The organism is Pseudoalteromonas sp. P1-7a (assembly GCF_001401855.1).
Classification (GTDB): domain Bacteria; phylum Pseudomonadota; class Gammaproteobacteria; order Enterobacterales; family Alteromonadaceae; genus Pseudoalteromonas.
On the sequence record NZ_LKDU01000177.1, the window covers coordinates 1 to 213 of the forward strand.

Annotated in this window: 2 tRNA genes; both read right to left on the reverse strand. The window is 46.0% G+C overall.

The features are described from left to right. Nucleotides 1-7 precede the first annotated feature (7 nt). Nucleotides 8-83, reverse strand: a tRNA-Val gene (locus AN389_RS20025). Between the two features lie 49 nt (nucleotides 84-132). Continuing rightward, a tRNA-Val gene (locus AN389_RS20030) sits at nucleotides 133-208 on the reverse strand. Nucleotides 209-213: the final 5 nt, after the last annotated feature.

Here is a 213-nt window from a genome sequence, read left to right on the forward strand (position 1 = left end):
CTAAGAATGGTGGGTCGTACTGGACTTGAACCAGTGACCCTCGCCTTGTAAGGGCGATGCTCTCCCAACTGAGCTAACGACCCATATTAAATTTTAAAACGCGACTATTAATATAATAATAGGCTTTATATGTGGTGGGTGATACTGGACTTGAACCAGTGACCCTCGCCTTGTAAGGGCGATGCTCTCCCAACTGAGCTAATCACCCACATA